The sequence below is a fragment of the Corynebacterium meridianum genome (assembly GCF_016342265.1).
Lineage (GTDB): Bacteria > Actinomycetota > Actinomycetes > Mycobacteriales > Mycobacteriaceae > Corynebacterium > Corynebacterium meridianum.
The window spans coordinates 256,366-282,477 of sequence record NZ_JAEIOS010000011.1 but is presented as its reverse complement, the minus strand read 5'-3'; the positions used below and the strand labels follow the sequence as shown (position 1 = coordinate 282,477).

25 protein-coding genes are annotated in these 26,112 nt (G+C 66.2%); 18 read left to right on the top strand and 7 right to left on the bottom strand.

What is annotated here, in order from left to right:
* The first annotated feature begins 108 nt into the window (after positions 1–108).
* The 14 genes from pdxS to JDV75_RS04405 all read left to right on the top strand — a co-directional run bounded on the left by pdxS (position 109) and on the right by JDV75_RS04405 (position 15,539).
* Positions 109–1,005, top strand: coding sequence for a pyridoxal 5'-phosphate synthase lyase subunit PdxS (pdxS, locus tag JDV75_RS04470; RefSeq protein WP_198738042.1), 897 nt, complete (start codon positions 109–111; stop codon positions 1,003–1,005).
* A 97-nt stretch (positions 1,006–1,102) separates the two neighbouring features.
* Positions 1,103–1,645: a DUF7822 domain-containing protein gene (locus JDV75_RS04465; RefSeq protein WP_198738041.1), complete on the top strand. Its 543-nt coding sequence runs from the start codon at positions 1,103–1,105 to the stop codon at positions 1,643–1,645.
* Positions 1,646–1,773: 128 nt separating this feature from the next.
* Positions 1,774–2,652 carry an acyl-CoA thioesterase domain-containing protein gene (locus tag JDV75_RS04460; protein ID WP_198738040.1) on the top strand — a complete coding sequence of 293 codons (879 nt, stop codon included), beginning with the start codon at positions 1,774–1,776 and terminating at the stop codon, positions 2,650–2,652.
* Positions 2,652–3,242: a pyridoxal 5'-phosphate synthase glutaminase subunit PdxT gene (gene pdxT, locus JDV75_RS04455; RefSeq protein ID WP_198738039.1), complete on the top strand. Its 591-nt coding sequence runs from the start codon at positions 2,652–2,654 to the stop codon at positions 3,240–3,242. The genes JDV75_RS04460 and pdxT overlap by 1 nt, the downstream gene beginning before the upstream one ends.
* Positions 3,243–3,440: 198 nt before the next feature.
* Positions 3,441–4,202, top strand: coding sequence for a YebC/PmpR family DNA-binding transcriptional regulator (locus JDV75_RS04450; protein ID WP_198738038.1), 762 nt, complete (start codon positions 3,441–3,443; stop codon positions 4,200–4,202).
* A gap of 207 nt (positions 4,203–4,409) precedes the next feature.
* Entirely contained in the window at positions 4,410–4,997 is a 588-nt protein-coding gene (gene ruvC / locus JDV75_RS04445; protein ID WP_198738037.1) for a crossover junction endodeoxyribonuclease RuvC, read from the top strand.
* Positions 4,994–5,593: a Holliday junction branch migration protein RuvA gene (ruvA, locus tag JDV75_RS04440; protein WP_198738036.1), complete on the top strand. Its 600-nt coding sequence runs from the start codon at positions 4,994–4,996 to the stop codon at positions 5,591–5,593. The genes ruvC and ruvA overlap by 4 nt, the downstream gene beginning before the upstream one ends.
* 73 nt (positions 5,594–5,666) lie before the next feature.
* Positions 5,667–6,770 (top strand): Holliday junction branch migration DNA helicase RuvB, encoded by a 1,104-nt coding sequence (gene ruvB / locus JDV75_RS04435; RefSeq protein ID WP_198738035.1) that lies wholly within the window; start codon positions 5,667–5,669, stop codon positions 6,768–6,770.
* A gap of 67 nt (positions 6,771–6,837) precedes the next feature.
* On the top strand, positions 6,838–7,290 hold the full coding sequence (gene yajC, locus JDV75_RS04430) for a preprotein translocase subunit YajC (RefSeq protein WP_198738034.1): 453 nt from the start codon (positions 6,838–6,840) through the stop codon (positions 7,288–7,290).
* A 389-nt stretch (positions 7,291–7,679) separates the two neighbouring features.
* Complete coding sequence (gene secD / locus JDV75_RS04425) at positions 7,680–9,698, top strand: protein translocase subunit SecD (RefSeq protein ID WP_198738033.1); 2,019 nt, start codon at positions 7,680–7,682, stop codon at positions 9,696–9,698.
* A gap of 3 nt (positions 9,699–9,701) precedes the next feature.
* Positions 9,702–10,823, top strand: a complete 1,122-nt coding sequence (secF, locus tag JDV75_RS04420) for a protein translocase subunit SecF (protein WP_198738032.1) — start codon at positions 9,702–9,704, stop codon at positions 10,821–10,823.
* Between the two features lie 236 nt (positions 10,824–11,059).
* Positions 11,060–12,709 (top strand): periplasmic substrate-binding domain-containing protein, encoded by a 1,650-nt coding sequence (locus JDV75_RS04415; RefSeq protein ID WP_198738031.1) that lies wholly within the window; start codon positions 11,060–11,062, stop codon positions 12,707–12,709.
* Positions 12,706–13,260, top strand: a complete 555-nt coding sequence (locus JDV75_RS04410; RefSeq protein WP_198738030.1) for an adenine phosphoribosyltransferase — start codon at positions 12,706–12,708, stop codon at positions 13,258–13,260. The genes JDV75_RS04415 and JDV75_RS04410 overlap by 4 nt, the downstream gene beginning before the upstream one ends.
* Positions 13,260–15,539 (top strand): RelA/SpoT family protein, encoded by a 2,280-nt coding sequence (locus JDV75_RS04405; RefSeq protein WP_198738029.1) that lies wholly within the window; start codon positions 13,260–13,262, stop codon positions 15,537–15,539. Before JDV75_RS04410 ends, JDV75_RS04405 begins: the two co-directional genes overlap by 1 nt.
* Positions 15,540–15,636: 97 nt before the next feature.
* Here JDV75_RS04405 and JDV75_RS04400 read toward each other — a convergent pair whose 3' ends face one another.
* From JDV75_RS04400 to JDV75_RS04385, 4 genes are all read right to left on the bottom strand, one after another.
* Positions 15,637–16,113: a hypothetical protein gene (locus tag JDV75_RS04400; RefSeq protein ID WP_198738028.1), complete on the bottom strand. Its 477-nt coding sequence runs from the start codon at positions 16,111–16,113 to the stop codon at positions 15,637–15,639.
* Between the two features lie 199 nt (positions 16,114–16,312).
* Positions 16,313–16,660 carry a hypothetical protein gene (locus JDV75_RS04395; protein ID WP_198738027.1) on the bottom strand — a complete coding sequence of 116 codons (348 nt, stop codon included), beginning with the start codon at positions 16,658–16,660 and terminating at the stop codon, positions 16,313–16,315.
* Positions 16,661–16,885: 225 nt separating this feature from the next.
* The gene (locus JDV75_RS04390; RefSeq protein WP_198738026.1) at positions 16,886–17,323 is read right to left on the bottom strand and encodes a hypothetical protein; all 438 of its coding nucleotides are present in this window, start codon (positions 17,321–17,323) and stop codon (positions 16,886–16,888) included.
* Positions 17,324–17,609: 286 nt separating this feature from the next.
* Positions 17,610–18,467, bottom strand: a complete 858-nt coding sequence (locus JDV75_RS04385) for a peptidylprolyl isomerase (protein ID WP_232958169.1) — start codon at positions 18,465–18,467, stop codon at positions 17,610–17,612.
* 157 nt (positions 18,468–18,624) lie between these two features.
* Here JDV75_RS04385 and JDV75_RS04380 point away from each other — a divergent pair, with 157 nt between their 5' ends.
* A complete protein-coding gene (locus JDV75_RS04380; protein WP_198738024.1) occupies positions 18,625–19,272 on the top strand; it encodes an MBL fold metallo-hydrolase in 648 nt (215 codons plus the stop codon).
* A 79-nt stretch (positions 19,273–19,351) separates the two neighbouring features.
* Positions 19,352–20,632 carry a histidine--tRNA ligase gene (gene hisS / locus JDV75_RS04375; protein WP_198738023.1) on the top strand — a complete coding sequence of 427 codons (1,281 nt, stop codon included), beginning with the start codon at positions 19,352–19,354 and terminating at the stop codon, positions 20,630–20,632.
* A gap of 27 nt (positions 20,633–20,659) precedes the next feature.
* On the opposite strand, the gene JDV75_RS04370 is transcribed toward hisS, so the two are convergent.
* Positions 20,660–21,427 (bottom strand): CNNM metal transporter family protein, encoded by a 768-nt coding sequence (locus JDV75_RS04370; RefSeq protein WP_198738022.1) that lies wholly within the window; start codon positions 21,425–21,427, stop codon positions 20,660–20,662.
* 116 nt (positions 21,428–21,543) lie between these two features.
* Here JDV75_RS04370 and JDV75_RS04365 point away from each other — a divergent pair, with 116 nt between their 5' ends.
* On the top strand, positions 21,544–22,188 hold the full coding sequence (locus JDV75_RS04365; protein WP_198738021.1) for a hypothetical protein: 645 nt from the start codon (positions 21,544–21,546) through the stop codon (positions 22,186–22,188).
* A 9-nt stretch (positions 22,189–22,197) separates the two neighbouring features.
* Here JDV75_RS04365 and JDV75_RS04360 read toward each other — a convergent pair whose 3' ends face one another.
* The gene (locus JDV75_RS04360; RefSeq protein ID WP_198738020.1) at positions 22,198–22,776 is read right to left on the bottom strand and encodes a TetR/AcrR family transcriptional regulator; all 579 of its coding nucleotides are present in this window, start codon (positions 22,774–22,776) and stop codon (positions 22,198–22,200) included.
* Positions 22,777–22,917: 141 nt separating this feature from the next.
* Between JDV75_RS04360 and JDV75_RS04355 the strand changes: the two genes are divergently transcribed.
* Positions 22,918–25,641: a DEAD/DEAH box helicase gene (locus tag JDV75_RS04355; RefSeq protein WP_232958168.1), complete on the top strand. Its 2,724-nt coding sequence runs from the start codon at positions 22,918–22,920 to the stop codon at positions 25,639–25,641.
* Here JDV75_RS04355 and JDV75_RS04350 read toward each other — a convergent pair.
* The gene (locus JDV75_RS04350; RefSeq protein WP_198738019.1) at positions 25,638–26,087 is read right to left on the bottom strand and encodes an arsenate-mycothiol transferase ArsC; all 450 of its coding nucleotides are present in this window, start codon (positions 26,085–26,087) and stop codon (positions 25,638–25,640) included. The two genes, JDV75_RS04355 and JDV75_RS04350, sit on opposite strands and share 4 nt — an antisense overlap.
* Between the last annotated feature and the right edge of the window lie 25 nt (positions 26,088–26,112).

Below are 26,112 nucleotides of genomic sequence, written 5' to 3'. Positions count from 1 at the left end.
TGGACGTGAAACTAAGTCCACCTCCTGTGTGCCTTCGGGGGCGACCCGTTCTACTATGAGCGGGTACTTTCCAGGACCCACCGACGCACACAGGAGACGGAAAACGCAGTGAGCAACAACGAACCCACCCGAGGCACCGCCAGAGTCAAACGCGGACTCGCAGAAATGCTCAAGGGCGGCGTAATCATGGACGTCGTCACGCCGGAGCAGGCAAAGATCGCCGAGGACGCCGGAGCCACCGCAGTGATGGCCCTCGAGCGGGTGCCCGCGGACATCCGTGCACAGGGCGGCGTCTCGCGCATGTCGGACCCGGACATGATCGAGGGAATCATCGAGGCGGTGTCCATCCCGGTCATGGCCAAGGCGCGCATCGGCCACTTCGTCGAGGCACAGGTCCTGCAGTCCCTCGGTGTGGACTTCATCGACGAATCCGAGGTCCTCACTCCCGCGGACTACGCCAATCACATCGACAAGTTCGGCTTCACCGTCCCGTTCGTCTGCGGCGCGACCAACCTCGGTGAGGCACTTCGCCGAATCAACGAAGGGGCCGCGATGATCCGCTCCAAGGGGGAGGCCGGAACCGGAGACGTCTCCAACGCCGTCACCCACATGCGCACCATCCGCGCCGAGATCAAGCGCCTGTCCTCCATGGCCGAGGACGAGCTGTACGTCGCAGCCAAGGAGCTCCAGGCACCGTACGAACTCGTACGCGAGGTCGCGGAAACCGGAACCCTTCCCGTGGTGCTGTTCACCGCCGGTGGTATCGCGACTCCCGCTGACGCGGCGATGATGATGCAGCTCGGTGCGGACGGGGTATTCGTCGGCTCCGGGATCTTCAAGTCGGGCAACCCGGCCGAGCGCGCCCGCGCGATCGTCCAGGCCACCCAGAACTACGAGGACCCCGCCACCATCGCGAAGGTCTCGCGTGGACTCGGCGAAGCCATGGTCGGCATCAACGTCGATGACATTCCCCAGCCCCACCGTCTCGCCGAACGCGGCTGGTGATCCGGCCGGGGGCGGGTGTGACCACCTGCCCCCGGCTGAAGCGGGTAGGACTACACTGGCACCAACGCATGTTCATCTTCAGCAGGAGGTTTCATCCATGGCCAACCGCAGCTACATCTACGCCGCGACAGAAGCTGAGGGCGGTGACCGTATTCTGCTGGGTCAGCACGAGGACAGTGTTCCGCTCATCTTCAAGATTCTGTTGAGCGCCCACGCCGAGAAGCACACCGAGGCTGGCTCGGACACAACGTTCATCTCCGGAGACTTCGACGGGGGAGTGCAGCGCCTGGAACTGTTCTTCGAGGATCTGGGCCCGGGATCCGGGGCCGGTCTCAACCGGAAGGAATTCCGACGCAGCGCCGAGAACGCCCTGATGGTGCTGAAGAGCAAGCGCCTCCGGAACTGCCGCTACATCGTCCTCGATTCGACCGAGGTGGTTGACGGAGCCGACACGGACACCCTGCTGTCCGAGGTCCGGAACATCAACGACACGATCGACTCGGATCCGATTCTCGTCGGGGACAAGGCCTCCAGTCTTTCCGAGCTCCTCCACAACCAGTCTCTCGTAGCACCGGACGACGAGGCCGGCGTCCGGAGGATCTCCGAGATCGGACTGACGAGCATCGGAGCCGGAAGGTAGATTTTTCCGCACCCGGACCCACTGGAACAGACAGCCCGTTCCGGTGGGTCCGATCTGTATCCACCCGCGGTCGGGATCGACTCCCGCAGACCGGACACCACAAGAGAGTAAGGAGTGGGAGTATTCCCGTGGCCAGAATCAACAGGGTACTGGACCTGGAGCAGGTCGACCGGGACATCTTCCGGGGAACCGTCATCGAATCCGCGCTTCTCCGCACATTCGGCGGGCAGGTCGCCGCCCAGGCGCTCGTCGCGGCGACGCGGACCGTCGAACCCGGGTTCTCCGTGCATTCCCTCCACGGCTACTTCATCGCCGCCGGGAGATCGGACCGGCCCACCGTATTCCTAGTCGACCGGATCCGGGACGGCAGGAGTTTCTGTTCCCGTCAGGTCAAGGCGATCCAGGACGGCAATAACCTCTTCACGATGTCCGCGTCGTTCCACCGGTCCGGGGACCACGGGATCGAGCACTCCGATCAGATGCGGGAGGTCCCCGATCCCGAGGACATCGTGATGGACACCTCCGGGATGCGCGAGTCCTTCCGGGCACTGCTCGAGGAGTGGAGTGATTTCGACATCAGGGTCGTGGATCCCTCGCAGTACCGGCAGAATCCCTACACCGCCAGCCAGCAGGTCGTCTGGCTCAGATCGCGCACGCCCCTCCCGGACGACGAGACCGCACACGTGTGCACCCTGGCGTACATGTCGGACATGACTCTGCTCCAGTCGGCTCTCGTTCCCCATGCCGGCGTGGAGGTCCAGGAGGCGTCCCTCGACCACGCGATGTGGTTCCTCCGTCCGTTCCGCGCCGACGACTGGCTGCTCTACGACCAGGTTTCCCCCTCCGCGTCCGCCGGGCGGGCACTGACCCACGGGCGGATATTCGACAGGTCCGGGAACCTCGTCGCGGTTGTCACCCAGGAGGGCCTGGCGCGTACGTTGAGACCGGGAACCCAGTCGATTCCCATGTCCACACTGGCCCCCAAGGAAAGGACACAACAGCGTTGATGATCGGGATTCTGGCACTGCAGGGCGGTGTCAGGGAACATGAACAGACCCTCGACCGGATCGGCGTCGCACACCGTCAGGTGCGCAGGATCGAGCATCTCGAGGGAATCGACGGCCTGATCCTGCCCGGCGGTGAGTCCACCACGATGTCCAAGCTGCTGGGACTCGGGGGGCTTCTCGAACCGCTGCGGGAACTGCTCTCCGGGGGGCTTCCGGTGTACGGCACGTGTGCCGGAATGATCCTGCTCGCGCGGCAGGTGCTGGACACCCGTGCCGACGCCCACAGCTTCGGCGTCCTCGACGTGACGGTGCGCCGCAACGCCTTCGGGCGGCAGGTCGATTCCTTCGAGACGGACCTCGACTTCTCGGGGATCACTGACCCGGTCCACGCGGTGTTCATCCGGGCACCTTGGGTGGAGCGGGTCGGGCCGGACGTCGAGGTTCTGGCGGTGGTGCCCGACGGTCCCGCGGAGGGTGCGGTCGTCGCGGTCCGTTCGGGCAACGCACTCGCGACGTCCTTCCATCCGGAATGCACCGGAGACACGAGGGTGCACGAGTTGTTCCGGGACATGGTCGCGGCGACCGTCTGATCAGCCGACGACCCGGGGGCGCGGTGAGTCCCGCCGGTGCCCCGCGTATAATCGGGACACAATCCAACGACGTACTTCAGTGGTGCCGCCGTGTCATGAGAGACATCGGGGGGCGCGGAGGAGAACTCCGCCTCGTCGTCCGTGGTCCGAGGTACCGGGCACCGGGCGGGTGGTACCGCACAGAGGAAAGGGTAGACGATGTCCGGCCACTCCAAATGGGCGACCACCAAGCACAAGAAGGCCGCCAACGACGCGAAGCGCGGCAAGGAATTCGCCAAACTCATCAAGAACATCGAGGTGGCGGCGCGGACCGGTGGAGGCGATCCGGCAGCGAATCCGACCCTCGACGACATGATCAAGAAGGCCAAGAAGGCCTCCGTGCCGAACGACAACATCGAACGTGCCCGGAAGCGTGGCTCCGGCGAAGAAGCCGGAGGTGCGGACTGGCAGACGAACATGTACGAGGGCTACGGACCGAACGGGGTGGCGGTGCTCATCGAGTGCCTCACCGACAACCGGAACCGCGCCGCCACCGAGGTCCGGACCCGCATGACCAAGAACGGCGGCTCCATGGCCGACTCAGGGGCCGTGAGCTACCTGTTCAGCCGCAAGGGCATCGTCACCGTGAGTGCGGAAGGCCGTACCGAGGATGACGTGCTCATGGCCGTCCTGGAGGCCGGGGTGGACGCCGAGGAGGTCAACAAGGTCGGCGACCTCTTCGAGGTCGTGTCCGCCCCGGGTGACATTCCGGCCGTGAAGGAGGCACTCGCCGCCGCCGACATTCCCGTGGATGACTCGGACAGTGATTTCCGCGCCTCCGTCGAGGTTCCGCTGGAGGCTGCCGACGCGCGCCGCATCTTCAAGCTGATCGACGCCCTCGAGGATTCGGATGACGTGCAGAACGTCTACACCAACATGGATCTGTCGGATGAGGTCCTCGCGGAGCTCGAAGAGGACTGAGACGATCGCCACCGGTCGAGCCCGGCCGCCGGACACCGACCCGGATTAGAATATCTGTGCTAATCTGGGTCGGTGTCCGGCGGTTTTCCGGTGTGGAATCCCGTTCCGTGACCGCCAGCCGGTCCCAGCTGGCGGTACCCCCACCGGGCAGCAACGTTTCTCCAACTCGTCCCGGGACCTTCTCGGCGGAAAGGATCGGTACCACGGGTGAATCTCGAGGGACTCCGGGTCATGGGCATCGATCCCGGACTGACCCGGTGCGGGCTCTCCGTCGTTCAGGCGGGGAGAGGGCGCGCGGTGCTGCCGGTCGCGGTCGGCGTCGTGCGTACGCCCTCCGGCGATGATCTGGCGCTGCGGCTCCTCAGATTGTCCCGTGCCGTCCGGGAATGGATGGACGAGTACAGCCCCGACGTGGTCGCCATCGAGCGGGTCTTCGAGCGGGGGAACGTGTCCACGGTCATGCACACCGCCCACGCGGTAGGGGTGCTGGTTCTCGCGGCCGCGGAGCGGGAGGTGCCCGTCCACATGTACACCCCCAGTGAGGTCAAGAAAGCCGTCTCCGGCAACGGTCGCGCGGACAAGAAGCAGATGACGGCGATGATCACGCGCATTCTCGGACTGTCGGAACCCCCGAAACCGGCCGACGCGGCGGACGCACTCGCACTGGCCGTCTGCCACTGCTGGCGCGCCCCCATGATCTTCCGGCAACGCCACGGTGCCACCGGCGCCGGTCGATCCACCGCGGTGGGCACCACACCGGCCCCGCACAACCAGAACAGGAGTTTGCCCTCATGATCGCCTCCCTGCACGGCGAAGTCATCGACATCGGGTTGAATACGGCGGTCATCGAATGCGCCGGGGTCGGATACACCTTCACCGCCACACCACAGACGCTCGCGACCCTGCGCCGCGGAGACGCCGCGCGGGTACTGACCACCCTGGTCGTCCGCGAGGACGCGATGAGCCTCTACGGATTCACCGACGTCCCCAGCCGCGAGATGTTCGCCCTCCTCCAGAGTGTGTCGGGTCTCGGCCCCAGGCTGGCCCTGGCCGCGCAATCCGTTTTCGCTCCCGCGGAGCTCGCCAACGCGATCGCGGGAGGCGACGCCAAGAGCCTGCAACGGATCCCCGGCGTGGGCAAGCGGATGGCGGAACGCATGATCGTCGACCTCAAGGACAAGGTGGGGTCGTACTCCTCCGGTTCCGCTCCGGAGGCGCCCGCGGTGGCCGCGGATACCGTGGTGCCGGAGCAGGTCGTGGAGGCCCTGATCGGGCTCGGGTTCCCCGAGCGCACCGCGGTGTCGACCGTCGCCACGGTCGCCGCGGAGAATCCCGGTCTGGATACCGCCGGCGCGCTCCGGGCGGCCCTCGCCCGGCTGGGGCGTGGGTGACGGGACCCGCGGGGCGGTCCCGTACTGAAACCCGCGGCGCGGAAAACATCGACGGCAGATTAGGGTGAGTGCCATGTCCGACATCGAGAAGACGGAGTTCCGGCTGCCTGACGGCACACGACCGGGTCAGGGAGCGGGTCGTCCCGCGGATGCCCCGCTCGTCCCCGACAGGCAACCCGCCGACGGGGATGTCGAGACCACCCTCCGGCCGCGGTCACTCGAGGAGTTCATCGGTCAGCCCAAGGTTCGGAACCAGCTCGATCTCGTCCTGACCGGTGCCCGTAAGCGGGGTGTGGCACCCGATCACGTCCTGCTGTCCGGCCCACCCGGGCTCGGCAAGACCACGATGGCGATGATCATCGCACAGGAACTGGGCAGTTCGCTGCGGATGACCTCGGGCCCGGCACTCGAACGCGCCGGCGACCTCGCCGCGATGCTGTCCAACCTGATGGAGGGCGATGTGCTCTTCATCGACGAGATCCACCGCATGGCCAGACCGGCGGAGGAGATGCTCTACATGGCGATGGAGGACTTCCGTATCGACGTCATCGTCGGCAAAGGGCCGGGCGCGACCTCGATCCCGCTGGAACTCGCGCCCTTCACGCTCGTGGCGGCGACCACACGGTCCGGCATGTTGACCGGCCCGTTGCGGGACCGGTTCGGATTCACCGCGCAGATGGAGTTCTACGACACCGCGGACCTCACCCGGGTCGTCACGCGTGCCGCACGGATCCTCGGGGTCACCGCCGACGCGGATGCCGCAGCGGAGATCGCCTCCCGCTCGCGCGGAACCCCGCGTATCGCCAACCGGCTCCTCCGGAGGGTCCGGGACTTCGCCGAGGTCCACGGCGACGGTCACATAGACCTCGAGTCCGCCCGCGCGGCTCTGGTTGTCTTCGACGTCGACTCGATGGGGCTCGATCGCATCGACCGCGCCGTCCTGGATGCGCTCATCCGGGGCCACGGTGGTGGCCCCGTAGGACTGAACACCCTCGCCGTCGCCGTCGGGGAGGAGCCGGCGACAATCGAGGAGGTGTGCGAACCGTACCTCGTCCGCGCCGGTATGATCGCCCGCACCGGGCGCGGACGCGTGGCCACCGTCGCCGCGTGGAGGCACCTCGGACTCACCCCTCCGGAGGGGACACCCGGAGTCGAGCCCGGCTCGTTGACGGGATAGTCCACCCGCACGGGTACCTGCGGGGCGGGCAGACGGTGGTGCGGAAGGCTCTGGCATAGTGGGACCCATGGAACTTCTTCTCTTAGCCGCAATCGCCGCCGTCTTCATCATCCCCACCACCATCCAGGCCCGTCGCCAGCGCCGCCGGATGGAGGAGATACAGGCACTGCAGGATTCTCTGCGCGCAGGCGACCGGGTCGTTACCACCTCAGGTGTCCACGGCGTCGTCCGTGGAATGTCCGACGAGCTCGTCGATCTCGAGATCTCCGTCGGGGTCACCATGACGTGGGAACGCAGTGCGATCATCCGGAAGGTCGATCCTTCGGCCCCCGCCGTGGCTGCGACCACCGGTGACGAACGGTTCTGGGAGGACGCGGACGCGCAGCCCGATGACCATGCACCGGAGCGCAACGCCGACTCCGTGGAGTCAGCGCCCGCAGGCATGCCCGATGCGGACGGCCCCTCCGCAGCTGATGCGCACGGCGGCCGCGAAACCGGTGAGACGGAAGACCGGAAGTGACTCTGGCCACATGACTGTGGGTTGGCTGGCCTCATCCGCCGCCGCTACAGTGCGGTTACCGGTCACGGGTTCCGCGCAGGCCCCGAACCGGACGCGGGGTGTAGCCGTACAGCTGCCCCTGATGCCGTACTATAACCGTGACACCGACCGGGTTCCGCGCACAGCAGTGCACGGAGCCCGGTCCCCGGAACAGGAGTCCGTCATTCACCGCGGTGATCGCGGCTCCGTTCCGGGACACCGAAAAGACACACATCGTCACAGGTGTACGCCGTTCCCCGAGGAAAAGGGGTGGCCGATCAGCTGTGCCAGACCCCCATCAGCGCTCGCCGGTACCATCCGCCGGAATGCGGTAGCTCCGCAGGGCCGCTGAGACACAAGGAGACACTCCATTGGCTTCGCAATCTGGGCGCAGACGCGTCGGGCAGAAGAATTGGCCGGTGATCGCGCTCGCCCTCTATCTGGTGATCCTGATCTTCGTCTACTCACTGGTCCTGTTGACCGGTGACCACTCGGCCAAACCGCGGCTCGGCATAGACCTCCAGGGCGGTACCAGGGTGACCCTGGTGCCGCAGGGCGAGGAGCCGACGAAGGACCAGCTCGACCAGGCGCGGAACATCCTCCAGAACCGCGTCAACGGCATGGGCGTTTCCGGGGCGGAGGTCGTGACGGACGGCAACACACTCGTCATCACCGTTCCGGGTGAGGACACCTCCCAGGCCCGTGCCCTGGGACAGACGTCCCAGCTGCTCTTCCGGCCCGTCTCCGAACCAGGTCAGCCCGATCCCGGCAAGCTCCTGGCCGAGCAGACGGACATGGCGGAACGCTGGGTCTCACTCGGGGTGATCTCCCCGGACGAAGCCCAGACGGCCGTCGATGAGCTGACCGAGCAACTCAACCTGAACGCCGAGCAGCAGGCGAAGGCCCTCGCCGAGATCCAGTCCCAGGCCGACGGGGAGAACGCGGGGGAGGGAGGCTCCGGTGACGGGGCCGCCGAGCCCGAGGTGGACGTCGAGAAGATCGACGCCCCGGTCATCACGGCGGAGGCCCCCGAAGCACCGGCGAACTCCATCGAGGCGGCGGAGCGCCGTGCCGAGGTGACGGCGATGCTGCGGGAGGATCGGCAGTCCGAGGACCCGACCATCCAGCTCGCCGCCGCGTCGCTGCTCGTGTGCAACGAGGAACTCGACCCCATCGCGGGTACCGATGATCCAGCGAAACCGCTCGTCGCGTGCGACGTGGAGAACGGTGCGAAGTACATTCTCGGTCCGTCGCCTCTGCTGGTCGGCGAGACCGACCCGGTGGAGGGTCTGCGGCTGAGCGGAAACGAGATCGACACCAACCGCCCGATCAACGGTGGCCTGAACCCGCAGACCGGACAGATGGAGATCAACTTCTCCTTCAAGTCCGGACCGGGAGAACAGGGCGGTGCCACCTGGGCATCCCTCACCCAGGAATACCTCAAGCGGCAGGTCGCCATCACCCTCGACTCCGAGGTCATCTCGGCCCCGGTGATCCAGTCGCCGACGCCGGTCGGCTCGGGAACGTCGATCACCGGCTCCTTCACCCAGCAGGAGGCGATGGACCTCGCGAGCAACCTCCGCTACGGTGCGCTGCCGCTCTCCTTCGCAGGCGAGAACGGGGAACGGGGCGGAACCGCGACCACCATCCCCGCGACACTCGGCTTCGCGTCACTCAAGGCGGGTCTCATCGCGGGCATCATCGGACTCATCCTGGTGAGCATCTTCTGTCTCGCGTACTACCGGGTGTTCGGTTTCCTCGCCGTGTTCACGTTGTTCGCCTCCGGGTCCCTCATCTACGGGTCCCTGGTCCTCCTCGGCCGGTGGATCGGCTACTCCCTCGATCTCGCGGGCGTCGCCGGTCTGATCATCGGTATCGGTACCACGGCGGACTCGTTCGTCGTGTTCTACGAGAGAATCAAGGACGAGGTCAGGGACGGGCGGACCTTCCGGTCCGCGGTGCCGCGCGCGTGGGGGCGGGCCAAGCACACCATTCTGTCCGGCAACTTCGTCTCACTGATCGCCGCGGTCGTGCTCTACATCCTCGCGGTCGGAGACGTCAAGGGTTTCGCGTTCACCCTCGGCCTGACCACGGTGTTCGACCTCCTGGTGATCTTCCTGGTCACCTCCCCGCTGGTCATCCTGGCCTCCCGGAAGGCATCCTTCGCGAACCCGCGGCTCAACGGTCTCGCGGGAGTGATGAAGGTCGCCGGGGAACGGCGCAACCGTGGGGAGTGGCTCGCGGGGGATCACGCGGAGAAGGCCCTCGACGGCGAGACCGATGCACAGACCACCGCGCGTCTCAGGGACGGACAGGGACACACCTCCGGTTCGGGTCCGGTCGCCCCATCAACCTCCGGTGCCGAGTCCGGCGAGAACGAGGAGAAGTAAACCATGAGCTCTTCCATCTTCAGACGTCTCTACACCGGTGAGGGCGGCATCGACTTCGTCGGACGCCGCCGTGTGTGGTACTCGATCACGGGCGTGGTGCTCGTCATCTGCTTCCTCGGAATCGTCGTCCGCGGTTTCACCCTCGGCATCGACTTCGAGGGCGGAACCAAGATGAACATGCCCGCCGAGGGAATCTCGACCGAGGCTGCCGCGGAGGTGTTCACGGACGCGACGGGTGTCACCCCGCAGAAGGTGCAGGTCGTCGGTGCCGGAGATTCCCGGATCCTCGAGATCAACTCCGAGCGTCTCAATGAGCAGCAGATCGGCGAGGCCCGCGAACAACTCTTCGACACCTTCAAACCGGTCGACGCCACCGGGGAACCGAACCCCGATGTGGTCGGTGACTCCACGGTCTCCGAGTCCTGGGGGTCGACGATCACCAACCGGATGCTGCTGTCCCTCGGGGTGTTCCTGGTGCTGATCTTCGGATACATCACCGTCCGTTTCGAACGCGACATGGCCATCGCCGCGATGGGTGGCCTGTTCGTCGACGGCGTCGTCGTCGCCGGTATCTACGCCCTCATCGGCTTCGAGGTCACCCCCGCCACCGTCATCGGGCTCCTGACCGTCCTCGCGTTCTCCCTCTACGACACCGTCGTCGTCTTCGACAAGGTCAAGGAAAACACGGCGGGTTTCCTCAACACGACCCGAAGAACGTATTCGGAACAGGCGAATCTCGCGGTCAACCAGACAGTCATGCGGTCGATCGCGACAACCGTGATCTCGGCTCTGCCCATCGCGGCACTCATGGTCGTCGCGGTCTGGCTCATGGGGGTCGGCACCCTCAAGGATCTCGCCCTCGTTCAGTTCATCGGCGTCATCGAAGGAACCTTCTCCTCCGTGTTCCTCGCGACCCCCATCCTCGTGACCCTGAAGAACCGCCAGCGTAAGGTCCGGGAGCACAATGACCGGGTTCTCGCCGAGCGCGAAGGCCGACAGACTCCGGACGCAGTTCCGGCACCGGAAGGACACGGTCCGTCCGCTCGACGGACCGTGACGACACCTGTAACCCCGGTGAACCCGGGACACGGGCCCAACGGTGCCAGCTGGCGCCCCGGACAGTAACGACCGGACCGGGAATCTCCGGACAGGCCGCACGACGCCCCACACGCGTCGTGCGGCCTGTCCGCGTTTCCGGGCACCGGACACGATGCGGGAATCAGACACGGCGTTGCCTATACTGTGATGAGTTCCACGTGGAGCGATCCCCGGTCTCTCCCGCCGGCGATCTGAGAACGGGATGGGCCGTCGGACGTATCCGACGCGACAGAATCCTCGATGACCGACAAGGACTGCCCCCAATGGCCGACGCGCTGCTCCGAAAACAGGGTTCATCCGCCCCGATCCTCGTCCGCCTCTGCGCGGCCCTGTGCGGCACCGTACTCCTCACCGCAGCGTGCACCGCGAACCCCGGGGACGGAGGAGACGATTCCCCGCCTCCGGAACCCAGACGTCTCACCCTGGCTACCTCGTCACCGCTGGCCACGACGAACGCCGCGAGTCTCCTCGGCGCATCGACGAGTGCCGACACACTCGCCGGTCGGCTCTACCCGCCCGCCTTCGTGCACGGGCCGTCCGGTCAGCAGATCCCGAACCGCGATCTGGTCACCGCCCAGCCCCTGCCCGGCCCCGAACCCAGGGTGGTGTACACCATCAATCCGGAGGCCACATATTCCGACGGCGCGCCCGTCACCTGCACGGACTTCCTGCTGTCCTACAGAGCAGGAACCATGCCCGGGCTGTTCGCCGCGTTCCTGCCGCTCACCGCACAGGTGAAGAACCTCGAATGTGCCGCCGGGGCGAAAGAGTTCACCGTCATCTTCAACGAGGGAACGGGGGCCAGGTGGCGACACCTCTTCGGACCGGGCACCGTACTGCCGTCCCACGCCATCGCGGCGAAGGTCGGTCTGACCGAGGATGAACTCGTGACCGCTCTCGCCACGCAGAATGTCGAGACGTTGCGCCCGGTGGCCGAGGTGTGGAACACCGGCTTCGATCTCGCCGACTTCGACCCGGATCTGCAGGTGTCGTCCGGCCCGTTCACGATCGACCGCGTCGACGCGGACGGGACGGTGCTGCTGCGGCGCAACCAGCTCTTCAACGGGGATCCCGCGGAAGCCGAATCGGTGCTCGTCTGGCCACGGGGAACCGACGTAGCCGGCCGGAGGGACGAGGCATCGGCGATCCTCGCGGACTTCACGGGCGGAACCCCCGTGGACTGGGTCCAGCGGGATGAACCGGGCAGCACGGCCCGGGTCGAGTACGCGACCGGCGTCCGGATCGAACAGCTGGTTCTCGGTGACGGGGGTGTGCTCTCCACCCCGGAGAACCGTGCGGCATTCGCCGCGTGCGTCGCCCAACCCGCCGTCGCAACCGCATCTTCCGAGATCGCCGGCCATCGGGTCCCACCGATGGGGGTTCGGCTTTCCCCCGCAGACAGCCCCGCCACCGACCACGACCGGCCGGTGGCCGACGCGCACCTCGGTGTCGACCTCACGAAGGCCGGGGCCCTGGCTGGGACATCGATCCGGATCGGATACCTGGGCCCGGACCCCAGGTTCGCCGCGATGGTGGAGGCGATCCGGGTGTCCTGTGAACCAGCGGGGATCACGGTCGTGGACGCCAGTGCGGACGGCTCCACCCTGGGAGATCTCGTCTCGTCCTCCTACGACGAATGGTGGAACCCCCGAATCACCGAGGGCACCCTCGATGCCCTGCTCGTGGCGCTCGGGCCGGAGGGGGAGTATGGATCGGTCAACGTGACGAGTGACGATCTCGAGGGATTCCGGGCGGCGGAGGAGCGTCTCTGGCAGGAGATCCCGACGATCCCGCTCGCCGCGGAACCCCGCGCATTTGTGGTGGACCGCAACGTGGGTAACGTTGTGGTGAATACCGGGAATTCCGGAATCGGGTGGAACATGGACCGGTGGCAGGAGAGTGAGGGACAATGACCTACGGCAATGCTCGTGAAGCACTGGCGGCCAAGATCCGCTACGTGAAGGACTTCCCGGAGGAGGGGATCCTCTTCGAGGACCTCACCCCGGTTCTCGCGGATGCCGAGGCGTTCCAACTGGTCGTAGACGAACTCGCCGATGCCGCCGAACGCTTCGACGCGCAACTGATCGGTGGCCTCGACGCCCGGGGCTTCCTCCTCGGATCCGCGGTGGCGTACCGTCTCGGACTCGGCATCCTCGCGATCCGCAAGCAGGGCAAACTGCCACCGCCCGTGCACACGGAGGAATACCAGCTGGAGTACGGCACTGCGGCGCTGGAGGTTCCGGCGGGCACGGGTACGGATCTCGACGGGGTGCGGGTGGTTCTCGTCGACGACGTGCTGGCCACCGGTGGCACCCTCGTCGCGGCTCGGAAACTACTGGAGAACTGCGGCGCGACGGTCGCCGGCCATGCGGTCGTGCTGGAGGTGTCGGGATTAGGCGGTCGTGATCGACTCGGCGACAGCCCCCTCATCGTGGTCAACGAACCGGCAGTCGGTGACCGGTGATGAACCAGGGACGTAACAGCAGGCAGCAGGTCAACATGCGAAGCATGTCGGCCCGACTCGCACGGAGCCTCACAGGCACCCGGACCAAGGTGGACCCGGTCCTGGATCCCTTGGTGAGCATCCACCGGAAGATCCACCCGAAGGCGAACATCGACGCCCTGCAGCACGCCTACCGAACCGCAGAGCGGCTCCACGAAGGTGTGTACCGCAAGTCCGGAGACCCGTACATCACGCATCCCCTCGCGGTCGCGACCATCGCCGCCGAGATCGGCATGGACACCACGACGCTCGTGGCGGCACTCCTGCACGACACCGTCGAGGACACGGACTACAGTCTCGAGGATCTCTCCGGGGAGTTCGGGGAGGAGGTGGCGCGCCTCGTTGACGGGGTGACCAAACTCGACAAGGTCGCGTTGGGTGCCGCGGCCGAAGCGGAGACGATCCGCAAGATGATCGTCGCAATGAGCCAGGATCCCCGTGTCCTCGTGATCAAGGTTGCTGATCGCCTGCACAACATGCGCACGATGCGCTTCCTGCCTCCGGAGAAGCAGGCGAAGAAGGCCCGCCAGACGTTGGAGGTCATCGCGCCGCTGGCGCACCGACTCGGGATGGCGACGATCAAGTGGGAACTGGAGGACCTCTCCTTCGCGATTCTCTACCCGAAGAAGTACGACGAGATCGTCCGCCTCGTCGCCGATCGCGCCCCCTCACGCGACCGGTACCTCGCGGAGATCATCGCCGACGTCCAGTCGACGATGCAGGAGAACTCCATCTCCGCGAGCGTCATGGGCCGACCGAAGCACTACTGGTCGATCTACCAGAAGATGATCGTCCGCGGCCGGGACTTCGACGAGATCTTCGATCTCGTCGGCATCCGCATCCTCGTCGACAACCTGAACGACTGCTACGCCGCGATCGGGGCCGTGCATTCTCTCTACTCGGCGCTCCCGGGCAGGTTCAAGGACTACATTTCCGCGCCCCGGTTCGGCGTCTACCAGTCACTGCACACCACCGTGATGGGACCGGGAGGCAAAGCCCTTGAGGTGCAGGTCCGTACACACGAGATGCACTACAACGCCGAGTTCGGTATAGCGGCGCACTGGAGATACAAGGAAACCAAGGGATCCCACTCCGGTGAACAGTCCGAGGTGGACCAGATGGCGTGGATGCGGCAGCTGCTGGACTGGCAGAAGGAAGCCGCGGACCCCAACGAGTTCCTCGATTCACTGCGCTACGATCTCCAGGCCACCCAGATCTTCGTATTCACACCCAAGGGCGATGTGGTCAATCTGCCGGTCGATGCCACACCCGTCGACTTCGCCTACGCCGTCCACACAGAGGTCGGGCACCGCTGCATCGGCGCGAAGGTCAACGGCAAACTCGTCGCGCTCGAATCGAAACTCAAGTCCGGGGACCGGGTCGAGGTGTTCACCTCGAAGGACCCTGGGGCCGGGCCGAGTGCGGACTGGCAGAAGTTCGTCGTCTCACCCCGAGCGAAGGCGAAGATCCGGCAGTGGTTCGCCAAGGAACGCAGGGAGGAGTCCCTCGAACTCGGACGAGACGCACTGGCCGCCGAGGTCCAGCGCGGGGGGCTTCCCATGCACAGGCTGTTCACCGCGCAGTCGATGAAGACCGTCGCGACGGAACTGCACTACCCGGACGTGGACGCGCTCTACACCGCGATCGGCTCCGGAGCGGTCTCCGCCAAGCACGTAGCCTCCCGGCTCATGGCGAACTTCGGTTCGCCCGACGAGGCCGAGGACGCCCTGGCCGCCAGGACGCCCTTCAGCGAACTCGTCAGCTCCCGGAGTCAGGCAACAGGGGACGGCACCGGCATCCTCGTCGAGGGGAGTCCCGACGTCATGGCGAAGCTGTCCAAGTGCTGTGGCCCGGTACCGGGCGACGCGATCTTCGGATTCGTCACCCGTGGTGGCGGAGTCAGCGTCCACCGCACCGACTGCACGAACTCGTCAAAGCTCCACGAGGAACCGGAACGCCTCATCACGGTCTCCTGGGCCTCTGAGGGATCGGGCAGCGTGTTCGCCGCGACCCTGCAGCTTGAGGCGCTGGATCGGAGTGGATTGCTGTTTGAACTCACCCGCGTCATCAACGAGCAGCGGGTGACGGTCACCGCCATGAATTCCTACTCGGCCGAGGACCATGTCGCGGTGTGTCGCTTCACCTTCGAGGTCTCGGACACCAAGCAGCTCGGTTCGCTGATGACGCAGTTACGGAACACCGAGGGAGTATTCGACGTCTACCGAGTCGCCGCGGACTGACGGACGTCAATCGGGGTTCTCAAACAGATAAAGGTATGGCGCCCGACCTCCGGGGAAGGTCAGGCGCCATACCTGTGCAGCGGAAATGTGGCCGGAGTCAGTGCGGCATGTACTTCTTCGCGAGCTCCACGAGTGACGCCGCGGCGGTGATCAGGCTGACGATCCCGACGACGGTTTTGACCAGCTGCACGATTTTCGTGAAGATCATCGCGATCTTCGGACCGGTGACCTCGTCGCCGTCCAGGTTGTGGTAGACGGTTTCCTCGCTGGAACCGATGCCCGAGGACAGGGAGTTGTCGGAGGAACCGCGCAGAGTGTCGGCGATCGGGTCGGTGCCCTTCACCTCGCCATCATCATCCTTGGCCTCGGAGTCGCCGTTGTCGGTGTCCTCATCGGCGGCATCATCGGTCTTTTCGGAGGCCGGCTTCTCCTCGGACGAACCAGCGATCTTGCTTCCGGAGATCTCGGAGGACGTGGACGTCTCATCAGCCCAGGCCGGAGCGGTGAGCGTCGACGCCGCGAGCGCGAAGGTGGTGGCGGCTGCGATGGCGGTGGAGCGCGAGAAGAGCTTCATGGTGATGGGGGATCCTCAGAATGGAATTGGGTGTACGGGGCCACGGAAGTTACGGGAAACCACCGCGGGTGTCTCGGTCGGGTAACTGTCAACACCTGAACTGCACAGTACATCATCATTCGCTGGGAATACGTTACAAAAACACGGAGAAGCGGCTCCCCGGAGCCGGGGAACCGCTTCGTCGTGGTGGAAGCCGGGGCTACGCCTTCGGGGTGAGTTTCTGGATGGCGTTGCTGATCGAGTAGACCGCGGTGAACAGGGAAGCGATCGTGGTCAGCATCTTGACCCAGGAACCGATCTTCTTCGAGTAGTAGTCCAGCTTCGTGGTCGTCTTCGACTCGCCCTTCTCATCGAGGTAGGTGATCGGATCGCTGGAGGAACCGACGGAGGAGCCGTCGGTGTCGGAGCTGCCGTCGGTGAGGTTCGAGACGGAGCTCTCCGGTGCGACCGCGTCATCCTCGGCGAAGGCCGGGGCGGTGAGTGCGGAGGTGGACAGCGCAACGGTGGTCGCGGCTGCGATGAGTGCCTTGCGGGAGATCAGCTTCATGGGATTCCTTGTCGTGGAAGGGGGGGGGCATGGAGGGATTGGATACCTGGCGATCATGATAGCCCAAAGATGTGTCGATTGTCTTTCCCGGACCAGCGGAGTGTCATCGCCCGGGGACTGCCCGGCTGAAGTGCGCGCCAAAAAAGAGGGTATCCACCGGGAAAAGATGGGTACCCCCTCCATGATCTGACCGGTTCACCGGTCCGACAGTCGGTCAGGGCTCGACTAGCCGGCGATCTTGGTGACCTTCTGGATCGCGTTGCTGATCGCGAAGATCGCGGTGAAGAGTGAGGCGACGGTGGTGAGCATCTTGACCCAGCCGCTGATCTTGGACACGTAGTAGTCGATCGGCGTGCACGGCTTCTCCTTGCCGTTCTTGAGGCAGGTCTTCGTGTCCTCGGATGAGCCGCTGTCGGAGGAGCCCTCGGAGGAATTGCCCTTGGAGTCGGAGGAACCCTCGGTGATCTTGTCGACGGAGGAGCCGTCCTTCTTCGGGGTCTCCTCGTCGGTCTTGGTGTCCTTGTCATCCTGGGCTGCCGTGGTGGTGGCGGCGGTGGTCGATGCCGGGGCGTCGGCCGCGATGGCGGGCGCGGCGAGGCCGGAGGTTGAAAGGGCGATGACCGCGGCGGCGGAAACGAGTGACTTGCGGGACAGCAGCTTCATGGATGTTCCTTTTTCAATGTCGAGAAGCGGTGGGACTGACACACAGCGTAACCGCTCATGTGGAGCAGTCACCATATCTGGGGCGGATCACACGGCGTGTTTAAGAAAATCACAGCGTATTCTAGGCTTTGTCAAGTGCCGGGCGTTGACAGCGGGTGGAGTGAAACCCGGATATCGGGGGTGCCGTAGACGCCGCCCCGGAGAGTTCGCGGCTCCCGGGGACCCGTCAGTGGTGGAACTCAACGGATCCCGGGGCCCGGTTCATCACAAATCCACCGTCCCGTGGTTAGCCGAGCGTCGCGGTGGTGATCCGGACCTCCTCAGCGGGGGCACCATCGGTCCCGCCACCGGAGACGCCCGCCTCCGCGATCTGGTCGAGAGTGGCCAGGCCCTCGTCGGACACCGTCCCGAAGTAGGTGTACTGGGCCGGGAGGGTCGAATCCCGGTAGTTCAGGAAGAACTGGGAACCGTTGGTGCCGGGGCCCGAATTGGCCATAGCGATGGAACCACGCGGATAGATCACGGGCGCGTTCGAATCATCGACGTCATCGGTGGGGTACTCGTTCGGGAATACGAAGCCCGGCCCGCCGGTCCCGGTTCCCGTCGGGTCACCGCACTGCAGCACGTGGATTCCGGAGGTCGTGAGCCGGTGACACACCGTGTCGTCGTAGTACTTGTTGTAGGCGAGATGCTCGATGGCATTCACCGTGCAGGGCGAAGCGGCCCGGTCGAGAGTCAGCGGAATCGGGCCCTTGTTGGTGTTCAGGGTCAGCTCGACGGTGCCGGTGGCGGGTACATCCGTGGTGTGGGTCGGGGTGTCGACCTCGCGCGCCGCCGGTTGGCCCGCGGAATCATAGGTGCAGGACACGGTGTCGCCGAGGCCGGTGGAACGGCTGCCGGTGAGTGCGATGGGGGCCGCGTCGGCCGCGGTGGTCTGTGACGCCTGTTCCGAGGCTTCGAGAGTGGCGTCGTCGGAGCCGGTCTGTGTGCTCAGGAACCATATTCCACCCACGATGAGGGCGATGACCGTCAACGAAGCCAGGGCGACGGTGAGAGGTTTCGTCTTCTCGGCGCGGTCCCGGCTCTTCAGCTCCTGCTCGAGCTTCGTCATCGCTTCTGTTCGGCGGGTTCTGTTACTGGTCAACGTTTCGTCCCCTGGTCGGATCTGGTCGGCCGGAAACCGCTGTCACGGGTGTCCGGTGATGGTGAACTTTCCCGCCCATCCTAGCCCGGGTGCTTCACGCCAACGCACTCGCGGGGTTCGGGTGCCCGGGCGGGCGTCCAGCCGTTACGATGTCGCCATGGAGATTCTCGGATTCGCAGCGGGCCCGTACCAGACCAACACCTGGTTACTCGTCGAGGGGAACAGGTGCGTCGTGGTCGATCCGGGAATGCACGCCGCGCAGCGGGTCAACGAGATTCTGCAGGAACGTGGACTCACCCTGGAGTCGGTCGTCCTGACCCACGGGCACATCGACCACACCCGCGACTCGGGCACCCTGGCGAATCCCTCCGGCGTCCCAGTCTACATCCATCCCGGAGACCGGATGATGCTCGACGACCCGTCAGTGGGTGTCTCCGCGGCGTCGGTCCAGCTGTTCACCGCCGATCAGATGACCCGTCCGGCCAAGGTCCGTGACCTCGAACACGGGGTGCAGCTGAATCTCGCGGGTACCGATTTCACCGTCCGCCACGCACCGGGGCATTCGCCGGGCAGCTCGCTGTTGATCGGGGCGGGGATCTGCTTGTCCGGCGACGTCCTGTTCCGTGGGGCGATCGGGCGCACCGATCTGCCGGCCTCGGACCCGGCCGCCATGGACCGCACCCTCCGCGAGGAGGTCCTCGGCCTCGATGACCGGCTGCAGGTTCTGCCCGGACACGGGCCGGTGACGACGATGCGCGCGGAGCGTCGATCGAACCCGTTCCTCCTCGCGCTGAATCGGGGCTGACCTCCCCGGGGGCGGGAGGCCGGTGGTCCGTCCGCCCGGAAGCGGGTGCGGTAAACCGGATCCCCTATACTCTGGACCCGTGAACGATTCCCCGAAACCACAGCCGTTTTCCGCCCCGAAGGGTGTCCCGGACTATGTTCCGCCCGCCTCCCCCGAGTTTCTGACGGTGCGTGAGACGTTCACCCGGCAGACCCGACTCGCGGGCTACGAGCACATAGAGCTTCCCGTCTTCGAGGAGACCGGACTGTTCGCCCGTGGGGTGGGCGAGTCCACCGACGTGGTCAGCAAGGAGATGTACACCTTCGAGGATCGCGGTGGACGCTCCGTGACGCTGCGCCCGGAGGGGACCGCCGGCGTCATGCGCGCGGTGATCGAACACAACCTCGATCGTGGTCAGCTGCCGGTGAAGCTGTCCTACGCCGGCCCCTTCTTCCGCTACGAACGTCCGCAGGCCGGCCGCTACCGCCAGCTGCAGCAGGTCGGTGTCGAGGCGGTCGGCGTGGACGACCCGGCGCTCGACGCCGAGACCGTCGCGCTCGCGGACCGCTGCTTCCGCAGCATCGGACTGACCGGGTTCCGGCTCGAGATGACCAGCCTCGGTGACGGGGCCTGCCGTCCGGCGTACCGGCGGAAGCTGCAGGAATTCCTCCTGGGCCTTCCTCTGGATGAGGCGACCCGGGAGCGGGCTGAGCTCAATCCGTTGCGGGTGCTCGACGACAAGCGCCCCGAGGTCCAGGAGATGACCGCGGACGCTCCGCTCATGCCGGATCACCTGTGCCCCGACTGTCGCGGGCACTTCGAGACGGTCACGGGGCTGTTGGACGACATGGGGGTCACGTACACCCTGGCCCCGCGGCTGGTCCGTGGACTGGACTACTACACCCGCACGTGCTTCGAGTTCGTGCACGACGGCCTCGGTGCGCAGTCGGGCATCGGCGGTGGCGGCAGGTACGACGGTCTCATGGCGCAACTCGGTGGACAGGAGCTCTCCGGTATCGGATTCGGACTCGGTGTCGACCGTGCGCTCCTCGCGCTGCAGGCGGAGAAAATCAGAGTCTCCGACGGATCCCGCGTCGCCGTCTACGGTGTCGCGATGGGAGCCGCGGCGCGCAGGCGGATGGCCGTCGAGATCGACCGGCTCCGAGTCGCCGGAATCAGCGCCGACATGTCCTTCGGGGCCCGCGGACTCAAAGGCGCTATGAAGGGCGCGGACCGTGCCGGCGCGCGGTTTGCACTCGTCCTCGGGGACCGGGAACTCGAATCGGGGATGGTGGCGGTCAAGGATCTCGCCGCCCACGAGCAGATCGACGTGCCTCTGGCAGAGCTGGTCACCCACCTGCAGGGACGTCTCAGCGCCTGACATCCAGGGAATCCGGGTGGGCGAGGATCAGAACTCCACGGCATCGAGCAGCGCGGGTATGTCTGCCGCGACCACGATGATGAGCGGCAGCTGATCCCGTTTCCCGTGCTCCGTCACGATCACGGCATCGGGCAGCTGTCCCCGGGAGTCCCGGGTACCGAGAAGCTCCAGCATCTCAGGGACCGTGGTTGTCCTGGATGCCAGGACGGCTCTGTCCTGCGGTTCTGCGAAGCGGAGGATGTCGGCGACGGTTCCGGCATCCAGCCGGCCGTTGTCCGCGAGATCGTGTGCCACCCACCTGGCGACGGTGCGCGCTGTGAGCAGCCGGTGGTAACCGTCCGTGTCGTAGACGGGGAACTGCGCGTAGCCGTGCTCCCGGATGGCGGACAGCACCTCCGTCACCCCGGTTGCGGGAGAGAACCGGACGATCCGGTCCTGCTTCAGGACACCGAGCACGGTTGGTGCCGCCAGCAGTACATCCCGGAGACGGCCGATCTCATCGACGACATCGGGTCGGGGGTCCGCGATCGGGTGTCCGTCGTGGTACTCGCCGTGGCTGATCGCATTCCGTAGGTCCGCGAAAGAATGGAGCGCATCCGACTGGGAACGGGTCAACCGGTTACGTTTCACGAGCTGGCGGACCATCCAGGTGAACGAGTCTGATTTCCGTGCGTCGAGGGAGTCCCGGAGAAACGCCTCGATCTGGTTGAAGGCCGCGAGGAACTCCGTGGCGGAGGACTTTCCGGGCTTCGTCACGGAGAAGTTTCCGGCGGTGGATTCACTGGCGTCAGACACGCCCACCACTGTAGCTGGACTGCGATTCGTGCGCCCGCGGGGGAGCTGTAGAATCGGGCGGATCAACGGTGCCGGATTCTGCCGGCGTGGTCCCGGATTCCCTGAGGAGGAAAACGATGAGCAGCAACCGTGGAGCGGATCTCATGGCGGTACTCCTGGTCACGGCGCTTCTCGGTGCCGGGTGTGGAAAGGCTGATCCCGGTGCTCCGGTTGAGCCGGACCGGGGTGCGCCGACCTCGGTGTCGACGGCGGTCACCACGACGCCGGACGTGACGGAACCGATCCCGGAATCCGGTGATGGCGCGGCTGCACGGCCGGGGGATACCGGGGAGACGACGACGCCTTCCGGGGCGGTGGCGGATGACAGCGGGGACGCGGGCGCCACGCCCGAGGTTCCGGACCTGGCGGCGAAGCGGTGGGGCGGGGCCGACTACGATCCCGGGTTGGCCGCCAGGATGCCCGCCGATCCGCTTTACCCCGGTGACCGGACCGAGGTGCTCGGTGAGTCCGCCGTGATCTGTGCCGCCGGTGGATTCTACGGGGTCCACTACATCGCCGCCCCGGAACCCGGCGGCTGCGGATCCGCTGAGGCGGTGATGGCCGCGGCCTTCGAGAATGAGGACGCCGTCGACAACGTGCATTTCACTCATCCGCGGGCCGTCGACGTCGGCGACGGGCGGGCTGTCCGGTGCGTGGAGAAGGGAAACATCCTGTTCGACTGCCGTGATCCGGAAGGGGGCCCGGTGGCCTGGTTCTGGTGACCCGGGGTATCAGTACCTGAGTGGGCGGAGAGTTCCGTGCCGCAGACCGGAGAGAAAGATCTCCACGAGATTTGTGGTGATGTTCGGCTCGAGGGACAGAACACCGGGTACCGGGGGGCGGGCCACGGTCAGCAGGCCGATGATGAAGGTGTCGTGCTGGATCGACGCCTCGACGAGTCCGTGCTTCTTCGCTTCCTCCAGGATCGTGTTGCCGAGTTTCGCGGTGCGCTGGCGGAGATCCATCACGTCGGACGGGAGGAGTGTCAGATCGTCGGGGGCGAAGGCCGCAACCAGGGTCCCGAGACCCATGTCGACCAGGGAATCGACGTAGTGGAGCCACCGGCCCTCCGGATCCCGGTGGAACTCCGCGAGAACCGAGTGCTGGAGTTCGATCGCCCGGGTGAACAGCCTCGCACCGCACGCGTGGAGGAGTGACTCCCGGTCCGGGAAGTTCCGGTACAGCGTCGCGATACCGACATCGGCCCGCTCCGCGATGACCTCCAGAGGGACGGTGCCGGGTTGACCGCGGAAGAGCTCACATGCGGTGTCGATGATTCGGTTCCGGCGTTCGAGTGCGTCGGCGCGCAACGGATTCTCCAACTGTGGGGGACGGTTGTGTGGCCCGTGGGTGCGGACCTTCCTTAAAGTGATAGTCCCCACTACCGGTTCTGTCCAGTTTCGCGGCGCGCCCGACTTCCCCGTACGGCGGCGGGCGGGCAGGATGGTCCCATGGACAGAACCCAGCTGCGGGCCCTATTGAGAGATGCAGATGACATCAGATCCCTCGCCACGCGGGCCGTACGCCTCCTCGACGTGGTCGAGGGGGAGGAGCCGTCGGTGGATCCGGGAACCGGTGCACACTGTCAGACACCCGGCGGGTCCGTCCACATTGTCCCACCACACTCCCCGGAGTGGCCGAACCATCTCTACGCGCGAGCCACCGTCGTGCACGATCACCCCGGTTTCAGTCGCCTCGTCCGCGAACTCGTGTCGGTCGTCGTGCGTATCGACGCTCTGCGGGACCCGGCGTCCCGGGCGGGGAGCGGGGTGATTGGCAGGTTTTTCGGCCTGGGCCGACCCGATCCCACCGCGGAGGACGCCGCCACCGATCTTTTTTTCCTCCTGTCTGACACCGGGACCCGCTGGGCGGTGGCCGCGGTCCGGGAGGTTCTGTCGGACGCGCAGCGGGCCGCCGACCAACAGCGTCGCAACGGGGTCCACCTCAACCCGGGGCCCGGTGCACCCGCCGACCACTGCATGGAGGCCGCGCGGCGTGCGGTGCTCAAGGGGGCCGGACCCGTGAGCGTCGAGTTCGGTCGGATCGATGCGGCCACGTTGTCGGGTGCCCGCACCGCGGTCGACCGCGTACTCCGGCACCCGAACTCGGAACCGGCCCTCCGGACGGAGGCGGACGAGGCTCTGGCCGCCCTGGGGCGCCGCCGCGCCCGGCAACTGATGGAACAGCTTCCCCCGGAGGCGCTCAGACGGGTCACCGAAGATCGACTCCGATTCACGGGGTTGACGGAGGCCGGTATCACTTCCGTCGCCGACGTCCTTGACACGCCGGTCGACCGTCTGATGGCGGTCAACGGGATCGGTCGTCGGACGGCTGACCGCCTTCAGGCGGCGGCCCGCACCCTGGAATCCGAGGCGATGACCGACCCACCCCGGCACATCGGCGGGGACCGGCTGCCGGAGGCGGTGACGCTCACCCGGATCCTCGCGCGGTACGAACAGGTTGCCGTTCTCGACGAAACCGAGCGTTCCCGCAGGGACCGACTGATTGACTTCTTCCGGGAGCTACCCGTCGGGCCGGCACCGGAGGGGTTCGACGTCATCGTCCTGGGGTACGGCGCGCTCGAACAGCTTCTCGACGATCTCCGCTGGGCTTCAGCCGGGCCAGCTCTGCTGTTGCCGGCACAGGTCACGGATCCCGGTCCCGCAGCCTGGGACGACTATCTCTCGCGTCCGGCCCGGTACCAGGCGCTCCTCGCGGACCTGCTCCGGCTCGACACCGTCACCGGGGAAGACGTGGAGCTGCTGGACGCGGCACTCATCGAGCGCATCCGTAAAGTCCGGCTTAACCGGGACTTCTTCGGCGATCTCCACCTCCGGGGTTACCAGTCCTACGGGGCACGGTTCGTGGTTGTGCAACGCCGGATCATCCTCGGCGACGAGATGGGTCTGGGAAAGACCGTTCAGGCCATTGCGGTCGCCGCGCATCTGGCCGCGGAACGAGAGGGACCCGGGCACACGGTTGTGATCTGCCCGGCCTCCGTCGTGGTGAACTGGTCGCGGGAACTCGCAGCCTTCTGCACCCTGGAGGTATTCGTCGCCCACGGACCCGACAAACAGGTCGCCGCAACCGCGTGGCGGGACCGGAGCGGGGTACTGGTGTGCACCTATGATGGCGCCAGATCCCTGGATCTCGGGGACCCGGATGTGCTCATCATCGATGAGGCCCACATGATCAAGAACCCCCGGGCCAAGAGAACCATCGCGTGCACCGCCCTCGCGGAGACATCCGGGACAGTCCTGCTCCTGACCGGAACACCACTCGAGAACCGGGTCAGCGAGTTCGTGAACCTCGTCCGCATCGTCCGTCCCGATCTGGTCACGCGGGGAATGGCCGAACTGGACGCGGAGACGTTCCGACGTCTGATCGCACCCGCGTACCTGCGCAGGAACGTCGCCCAGGTGCTGGATCAACTCCCGGAACGGGTGGATGAGACGGAATGGGTTGAGCTGACCGACACCGACCAGCGGTTCTACCGGCAGAGTGTGGCCGAGGGGTCGTGGATGGGCATGCGTCGGGCGTCCTGGCTCACCCCGGAGGGGGAACCGGCCAAGCTCTCCCGACTCGCGGAGATCGTCGCCGACGCCCGCACCGCGGGCAAGCGCGTGCTGGTATTCAGTTTTTTCCTCGATGTGCTCGAGATCATCGCGGGCGCCTTCGGGGAGTCCGTGGTCGGGGTGATAGACGGTTCGGTTCCACCGCAGCACAGACAGGAGCTCGTCGACATCTTCGGAACCGCCCCCGGAGGCAGTATCCTGCTGGCCCAGATCCTGGCCGGTGGGCAGGGCCTGAACATCCAGGCCGCTTCCGTTGTCGTGCTGGCTGAACCCCAGGTGAAACCGACCCTGGAGGACCAGGCGGTCGCACGGGCGTACCGCATGGGGCAGACAGGAACGGTGCACGTGCACCGGCTCATCGGAACGGACACCGTCGATGAGAGGATGATGGAGATCCTCGCCGGTAAGCGGGGGGTGTTCGATTCATTCGCCCGGACCTCGGACGCGGCCGAGGTGCCCGACGCGGTGGACATCTCCGAACCGCAGCTCGCCAGGCAGATCATCGCCGAGGAGCGCCGCAGACTCGGTCTGGATGACGGTACACCGCCACAGCAGTCCGCGACAGAGGAGGACACCGTTCCGCGGCCACCCGGGAGCTAGTTCACCGGGGAGCCGGTGTCCGCTGGCCGGACGCCGAGATCCCGGAGGAGTGCGCGTACCCGTGCCGCTATATCGTCGCGGACCAGCCGCATGCGTTCCATTCCCTCGATGCCCCGGTGCGAAGGTTCGTCGGTCACCCAGATCTCGGGTTCGCTCCGCATACCGGGCACAGCATCCACGTTGGCCTCGGTACCGAGCACGACTACGCGGTCGGCCCGCCGGAGCATGCCGGGGTCGATACCTTTCGAGACCGCCCCCTCCATGGATGCGCCGATCTTGGCGACCGTCGCCGCCGACGTCCGGTTGATGGACCCCTTCGGCATCGTGCCGGCCGAGTGGACCTCAACCCGGTCCCCGGCGTAGAGCCGGGTGATCGCCTCGGCCATCTGGGACTTTCCGGCGTTCCGGGTGCAGATGAACAGGACCAGTGGACGACGTCCGGGCATCGGGTGAACCTCCGGTGTGTGCATG